Source organism: Streptococcus sp. C300 (assembly GCF_000187645.1).
Lineage (GTDB): Bacteria > Bacillota > Bacilli > Lactobacillales > Streptococcaceae > Streptococcus > Streptococcus oralis_CQ.
This window is the reverse complement of record NZ_GL732485.1, coordinates 1-509: the sequence shown is the minus strand read 5'-3', so window position 1 is coordinate 509 and position 509 is coordinate 1. Positions and strand designations below refer to the sequence as shown.

Annotated in this window: 1 protein-coding gene; it reads left to right on the top strand. The window is 48.1% G+C overall.

From position 1 onward, the window contains the following. A partial coding sequence (locus HMPREF0849_RS10015; RefSeq protein WP_000317198.1) for an SHIRT domain-containing protein occupies positions 1-509 on the top strand: 509 nt, incomplete at both ends.

Here is a 509-nt window from a genome sequence, read left to right as displayed (position 1 = left end):
AAACCATCAATGGAGCGGATGCCCACTTCGTCGGTACTTGGGAATTTACCCCAGCACCAACTTACAAGGCAACACATGAATTTGTCAGCGGAATCCCAGGGAAAGACCTTCCACAAGGAGTGAAAGCCTTGCTTCCAGCAGACCAAACCGACTTGAAAGATGGTAGTCAAGCGACTCCAACTCAGCCAAGTAAAACGGAAGTGAAGACAGCAGAAGGTACTTGGAGCTTCAAGTCCTACGATAAGGCATCAGAAACCATCAATGGAGCGGATGCCCACTTCGTCGGTACTTGGGAATTTACCCCAGCACCAACTTACAAGGCAACACATGAATTTGTCAGCGGAACTCCAGGAAAAGACCTTCCACAAGAAGTGAAAGCCTTGCTTCCAGCAGACCAAACAGACTTGAAAGACGGTAGTCAAGCGACTCCAACTCAGCCAAGTAAAACGGAAGTGAAGACAGCAGAAGGCACATGGAGCTTCAAGTCCTATGACAAGACATCTGAAACT